The sequence below is a fragment of the Streptomyces sp. NPDC017202 genome (assembly GCF_044331705.1).
Lineage (GTDB): Bacteria > Actinomycetota > Actinomycetes > Streptomycetales > Streptomycetaceae > Streptomyces.
On record NZ_JBIRNP010000013.1, the window covers coordinates 50,781 to 57,325 of the forward strand.

The window sequence follows — 6,545 nt, forward strand, 5'->3', positions numbered from 1 at the left end:
GGCGGGGCGGGCGCAAGGGAAAAGCTACCGCTTAGTATTTGGCTGTTGTACCGTTCACGCATGTCTGAAGCAGCCATCGCCCCCGCCGCCCTCGGCGACAGCGAGTTCGACCGCGACACCGCCGTCACCCTCCGCGAGCCCGGCGTGTACGACACGGAACTCTCGGCCGGCTGGACCATCTTCGGCGCCGTCAACGGCGGCTACCTGCTCGCCGTCCTCGGCCGCGCGCTCGCCGACGCGCTGCCGCACGGCGACCCGTTCACGGTCACCGCCCACTACCTGAGCGCCTCCCGCCCCGGCCCGGCGGTCGTCCGCACCGAGACGGTCCGCGCCGGCCGCACCGTCTCCACCGGCCAGGCCTCCCTCTTCCAGTACGACGAGGAGGGCCGCGAAGTCGAACGGATCCGCGTCCTCGCCTCCTACGGCGACCTCGGCGCCCTCCCCGACGACGTCCGCACCTCCGCCCGGCCGCCCGCCTTCCCCCCGATCGGCCAGTGCTTCGGCCCCGAGGACGGGCCCGCCCCCGCTCCCGACGCCGACCAGCAGCCCATCGCCGAGCGGCTGATGCTCAAGCTCGACCCGTCGACCGTCGGCTGGGCGCTCGGACAGCCCTCCGGCAAGGGCGAGATGCGGGCCTGGTTCGGGCTCGCCGACGGCCGGGACGCCGACCCGCTCTCCCTGCTGCTCGCGGTGGACGCCCTGCCGCCCACCGCCTTCGACCTCGGCATCGCCGGCTGGGTCCCGACGATCGAGCTGACCGTCCACGTCCGCTGCCGTCCGGCCCCCGGCCCCCTGCGCGTCTCCCTCACCACCCGCAACCTCGCGGGCGGGTTCCTGGAGGAGGACGGCGAAGTCTGGGACAGCGAGGACCGGTTGGTGGCGCAGTCCCGGCAACTGGCCCGCGTACGCCTCGCGTGACGCCGCTCCCGGTCGACCACGGACCCGGGGTGAATGTCTTGAGCCGGGCTTTGCCCGATTGACAGGAGACGGACAGAGGGGTCCCAAGGAAGGCCCAAACGCCGTTGGTTGAGTGGCGGTCTCAGGCCTTCCTCATCCTTTCTGGAGCTGTCTCTCATGAAGCGTGTGCCGACGACGCCGGTACGTCTCCTCCCCGCGGCCGCCCTGCTGGCGCTCATGCCGCTCGCCCTGGTGGCCTGCGGATCGGGCGACTCGGCCTCCTCCGGCGACGGCACGTCCGGGCAGGAGGCGTGTCGGCGGCCGAGCGGGATGCCGAGCGGAGCGCCGTCGGGGGCACCGTCGGGCGCGCCCACGGGGGCCGCCGCCTCGGGGGCTCCGACGGGTGCCCCCACCGGCACCCCGACGGGCGTGCCGACCGGCGTTCCCTCCGGCATGCCGAGCGGCGGGCCCGGCGGGGGCGGACAGGGCGGTCCCGGTGGGGGACAGGGCGGCGACTGCGGCGGGCCGGGCGGCGGTCGGGACGGGGCGCAGAACGGCGGCGCCCAGGGGGAGTCGGCGCAGCAGGCGCGGTGACCGGGCTGAAGGCGCGGACGTGGGTGTGTTCGCGCCCGTGCGGGCAGGGTGAGCACGGCTGCCGTCGACGAACGTGTCACGAGCCGCGAACGGCGCCTGCCGACTCGGCCGGTCCGCGGATCCGGGTGGCGGTACGGGCGCGTTCGAGGACCCGGTACCCCGTTGCCCGGCACCGTGCCGGACCGACGGCCCGCCGGGTCCCGGCCGCTACCACTCGTCGGAGAAGCGGTCGGCGAGCGCCTGGATCCCCGGGTCGTGGGGCCAGCGTTCGGCGAGTGCCTCCACGGCCGCCTGCTGCGGGCCCCAGTCGGAGTCGTCGGCGGCCCGCTCGCGCAGCAGCGCCTCGGTGACGGGGTCGTCGCGCCAGCCGCCCGCGAGGGCCCGGATCGCCGCGCTGCGGCTGATCGCGTCGGTCCGACCGGTGACGATCCGCCTGAGCAGCGCACCGGTCTCCGGGTCGGTGCGCCAGCCCGCCGCCAGGTGGTGCACGGCGTCCGCGCGCAGGTGTTCGTCGGGGTCCTCGACGGCGAGCCGGCGCAGCAGGACGGCGGTCCGCGGGGTGCGGAAGTTCGTGACGAGGGACTGGACGGCGGCCCCGCGGACGTAGGGTTCGGGGTCGTTCTCGGCCCTGTCGTGCAACAGCGTGACGGTGTCGGGGTGGTCGCGCCAGCCGGCTCCGAGCGTCCGTACCGTCGTCGCGCGTACGAACTCGGCGTCGTCGGCGACCGCGACGGCGAGTCCGCGCAGCAGCGACCCGGTTTCCGGGGCGTCGCGCCATCCGGCGGCGAGGGCCAGGACGGCCACCGCGCGGGTCCGCGGATCACCCTTGCCGCCGGCGACGCCACGGAGCAGCGCCCCGGCGTCGGGACGGCCCGGCCAGCCGGAGCAGGCGGCCCACAGCGCGGCCTGCCGCACCGGCTCGCTCGCCCCGGAGGTGGCGAGCTCGCACAGCCACGGCAGCGTTCGCCGATCGGTGGGCCATCCCGCGGCCAGCGCCCGCACCGCGGCCACCCGGACCCTGTCGTCGGAGTGGGTCTCGGCCCGTTCACGCAGCAGCATGGGGGTCTTCGCCTCGGTGCGCCGGTCCACGACGAGGGGTTCCAGCGCGGCGTGCCGCGGGTCCTCCGCGGGAGGCGGGAGCGTCGTCCGGGGGGCGCCGGGACCGACGGCGCGGGTCCCGGCGCGGCCGAGCGCCCGCCGCGCGGACTCCCGCACCCACGTCTCGCCACCCGGATCGGCGGCGACCGCACGCAACAGCTCCACGGTCTGCGGATCCTCGGGCCAGCCCTCGACGAGGACGCCGAACACGGAGGTCCGCAGGTCCGGGTCCGGATCGCGGGCGGCCCGCTCGCGCACCACGGCCGCGGCGTCCGGGTCGCCCGGCCAGCCGGCCGCGACGCATCTCACCGCGGTGAGGCGGACCCACCGGTCCCGGTCACCGTTCGCGCATCGGCGTACCTCGGCGAACGTCTCGGGTTCGTCGCGCCAGCCGTCGGTGAGCGCGGCCAGCGCCCCCTGCCGGAGGTACCGGTCGTCGTCGGTGAGGCACGTCCGCAGCCAGTCCCGGGTGGACCGGTCCGGGCGGCCGATCGTCGCGGACAGCTGCACCGAGCCGCGCCTCACGTTTCCGTCGGGGTCCGTCTCGGCGAACTCGCGCACCAGTGCGGCGACCCGCGGATCGTCGGGCCATTCCTGGATGAGCGCGCGCAGCGCCTCCTCCCTGCCGGCGGGCGCGGAGCCGAAGACCGCCTGAGCGACCAGGCCCTCGCGGAACTCGTCGTCGTCGCGCAGCAGCGCGGCGCCGACCCGCGCGGCCGGGGGCACCTCGGACCAGGCGAAGTTCTCCCCCTCCCGTACGACGCTCAGGAACTGGCCGCGCGCCAGGTACCAGTCGTGGTACCGCCGACGGACGGCAAAGTCGCGCGCGCCGAGCCGGCCCAGCACGGGCGGTAGCGTCTCCACGACCGTGCGGGTGACCGGGGAACCGGGGAACACCCGCTCCTCGGCCATGTGCTCGATCAGCGCGATCACCGCGTTGACGACGGCGGAACACTGGTCGGGCAGCTCGCCGGGGTCACGGACCTCGCCCAGGCACCGGGCGGCGAGCACGATGTGGTGCGGCGTCCCGCCCGACGGCGACCCGGGCCGCCGGACGAACCACAGCGGATCGGCTGCGAGGAGATGGTCGACGATCCGGCCCGCGAGGCGCGGTTCGACCATTCCCGCGACAAGGACGAGGGTCTCGTGCCGGGCGGGGTCGGCCCAGTGCTCGCCGTACTCCTGGTGGATGAGGGCGTCCCAGGTCAGGCTGTGCTCGACGGTGAGCCGGTGCTGGATCTCCGCCGCGGCGAGGTACTCGAGGAGCGCGCGGTGGGGAAAGCCGTACATCCGCTCACCGAAGTGGCTCAGGACGCTGTTGCGCGCGCGGAACTCGTCGAGCATCGCGCAGGCGAGCGCCATGGCGCGATCGGGTGGGTAGCGTTCGCGCAGGAAGCCGTCGAGCTCCGCCACCAACTCCCGTTCGTGCAGAAAGGTCCCGCCCGTCGCGACCTGGCCGTCCTGTATCCGATGGGCCACGCGGCGCAGCAGCTCGAGCCGGTCGTGCTCACGGAGGCGGCCGGCGTCCTCGGCCACCCGCTGGTCGTCCGAGTACCGGCTCGGATCCCACTGTGCGATGAAGGCGCCCACGGCATGCGCGTACACCCGGCGCCTGTCCCGCGGCAGGTCCTGGTGCTCGCCGCGAAGGGCCAGCATGGTGAGCATCATCGGGTTGCCGGCCAGTTCGGCCGCCGCCGGCGAACCGTCGATCGCCGCCAGCAGCCGGTCGCGCAGGCGGGCCGCCCCGGCCGGGTCCGCCGGGAAGGCCAGCCGGTACCAGCCGGTCACGAACGCGTCGATCCGTGCGCGGTCGAAGTCCTGCAGCACGCAGGTGCGGAAGCCCTCACGTTCGAGCACCGCCCGCTGGTACTCGATCACCCGGGACGTCACCACGACACGGACGCCCGGGTGGCGCCACGCGAAGCCGGCGATCTCGCCGGAGACCTCCTCGCGCAGCCGTGGGTCCAGCAGCTCGTCGAGCCCGTCGAAGATCACCACCGCGCGGCCGCCGGCGCGCAGGTACGCCTCGAGCAGGTCCCTCGGCAGGCCCCGCCCGTTGGTGTCGTGCAGCCGGGCGACGAGATCGAGGAGGGTGCGCGTGCGCCACCGCGGGTCGGCGTACGCGCGCAGTTCCACCAGGAGGGGCAGCGACCCGGCGAGCGGGGCCAGGTCCGGGTCGATGCCGGCGTCCGGGCCGGCGTCGGGGCCGGCGTCCATCGCCTCCGCGAGCGCGAGCGCGAGGTACCGGGCGAGCGTCGACTTGCCCGCGCCCGGGTTGCCGAGGAGCACGGTCCGCTGAGCGGACTCCTCGGCCAGCACCCGCAGGACCGGCCGGGCGGACTCCTCGGCCGGCACCCGCGGGACCCGGCCGGTCCCGCCCGCGGCGACCGGGCGGCGCATCAGGTCGTACGGCAGTGCCCCCGCCGACGGGTCCGTTCGAACCGACGGGGCGACGAACACGTCACTCAGCCGAAGGCGCGGACGGCCGACCGGACCGCTCCCGGGGGCCAGGACGTCGACCCGCGCGTACCACCTGCGCAGCGCCGCGCAGTACGCCTGGCGCGCGGCGTCGAAGCCGTGCGGTTCGGTACGGGCCCGGCGCGGGGGACGGGAATCCCTGGCCTGCCGGTACCGGGTCCGCCACACCTCCCTGGTACTTTTCCACCAGGCCGACGCCTTGAGGCGGTCCGCACCGCCGAGGTCGTCGGGCCGGCGATGCCCGGACCACTCCAGCAGCACCACGACCAGGGCCCACAGGTCCTCGAAGTCCTTGGCCGGCGTGCCCTTCTCGAACCAGCCGCCGACGGTGGTCTCCCGCAGCGGCGGAAGCCCCTCCTCCTCCCGGCGGCCACTGGCCTCGTCGACCGCGGCCTTCCGGTCCCTGCCCTTGAGCGCTTCCTCCTCCAGATCCCGCAGTTCCTCGCGAAGCCTCTGCCGTTCGGCGCGCAGGCTCTCCGTGGTGCTCATCGTGTCCTCCCCCGTGCGCGTGCGCCCCGGATCCGGCGGCTCCTGCCGACGGCCGACGCGTCAGGCCTTTGAACTGGGCCTTCCCCGCCGCTCTCCGTCCGCTCCGGTAAAGGTTCCTCATCCCGGGGCGGTCTTGTGGGATGGGCCCTGCGCGGTTCGACGGACGGCCGCGCGGACGGAGGGACTGCCATGGATGTCACTGCCTGGGCGCTGGTGCCCGTGGCCGGCATGCTGGTCACGGCCGCCACGGCCGTGTCGATCGTGACGGTCGCGTTGAGGGGGACCGCCTCACGTGACCGCGCCACGGTCCTCAAGGCCGTTGCCGAGGTGATCCGCGCGGCACGCGGACGCCGTTGACGCCGTTGAGACCGTTCGTGATGAGGGGCTGCCATCGACGCACGCCGCGACTGCGCGCCGGACACGGTGACACCGGGGGACCGCCGTGCGGCCAGGGCGAGGCGGATCTCGCCGCCCTTGCCGTAGTCGATGGCCGTGTTGGCCGTGTTGGCTGTGTTGGCTGTGTTGGCTGTGTTGGTCGGGTCGGCTGGGTGGGCCGGGTGGGCCGTGTTCCAGGACTCCACCACGTTCGGGCCCTCCTCGATCTCTCGCCGGAGGTCACGGTCACGCAGGCAGCGGGTACGAAGCAGGCGCGCTGGGCGCGGCCTGTCCCCAGCGCGGCCTGGTAGTTGGTCGAGCACCGTCCGGTGCTCGGCCGACTCATCCGTAATCACCGGAAGTCGTCCCACGGACACGCATGTTGCCGGACGGTCGGGACCTGTGCCGCCGAAAGGCGTAAACGATCGACGGAGTCTGCGGATCGTGACACGTTCGTCAACCGCACCCGGGGTGGAGGGGGTGAACGGAAGCGGGGGGGGGGGGGGGGGCCGGGGGGGGGGGGGGGCCCCCCCCCCCCGGGGGGGCCGGCCGGGGGGGGCGGGGGGGGGGCGCGCCCGGGGGGGGGGGGGGGGCGGGGGGGGGGGTGGGGGAGC

4 protein-coding genes are annotated in these 6,545 nt (G+C 75.1%); 3 read left to right on the top strand and 1 reads right to left on the bottom strand.

Going from position 1 to position 6,545, the window contains the following annotated elements:
* Positions 1–60: 60 nt before the first annotated feature.
* The gene (locus ACH4N1_RS23880; RefSeq protein WP_398099907.1) at positions 61–918 is read left to right on the top strand and encodes a thioesterase family protein; all 858 of its coding nucleotides are present in this window, start codon (positions 61–63) and stop codon (positions 916–918) included.
* Positions 919–1,074: 156 nt separating this feature from the next.
* On the top strand, positions 1,075–1,491 hold the full coding sequence (locus ACH4N1_RS23885; protein WP_398099908.1) for a hypothetical protein: 417 nt from the start codon (positions 1,075–1,077) through the stop codon (positions 1,489–1,491).
* Between the two features lie 207 nt (positions 1,492–1,698).
* Here the strand turns inward: ACH4N1_RS23885 and ACH4N1_RS23890 are convergent, their stop codons facing one another.
* Positions 1,699–5,556 (bottom strand): HEAT repeat domain-containing protein, encoded by a 3,858-nt coding sequence (locus ACH4N1_RS23890; protein ID WP_398099909.1) that lies wholly within the window; start codon positions 5,554–5,556, stop codon positions 1,699–1,701.
* Positions 5,557–5,745: 189 nt separating this feature from the next.
* Between ACH4N1_RS23890 and ACH4N1_RS23895 the strand changes: the two genes are divergently transcribed.
* Positions 5,746–5,913 (top strand): hypothetical protein, encoded by a 168-nt coding sequence (locus tag ACH4N1_RS23895; RefSeq protein ID WP_398099910.1) that lies wholly within the window; start codon positions 5,746–5,748, stop codon positions 5,911–5,913.
* Positions 5,914–6,545 lie beyond the last annotated feature (632 nt).

Excerpts from the sequence above, each read along its gene's own strand:
- ACH4N1_RS23890 (WP_398099909.1), bottom strand. The coding sequence starts at position 5,556 with ATGAGCACCACGGAGAGCCTGCGCGCCGAACGGCAGAGGCTTCGCGAG.
- ACH4N1_RS23880 (WP_398099907.1), top strand. The coding sequence starts at position 61 with ATGTCTGAAGCAGCCATCGCCCCCGCCGCCCTCGGCGACAGCGAGTTC.
- ACH4N1_RS23895 (WP_398099910.1), top strand. The coding sequence starts at position 5,746 with ATGGATGTCACTGCCTGGGCGCTGGTGCCCGTGGCCGGCATGCTGGTC.
- ACH4N1_RS23885 (WP_398099908.1), top strand. The coding sequence starts at position 1,075 with ATGAAGCGTGTGCCGACGACGCCGGTACGTCTCCTCCCCGCGGCCGCC.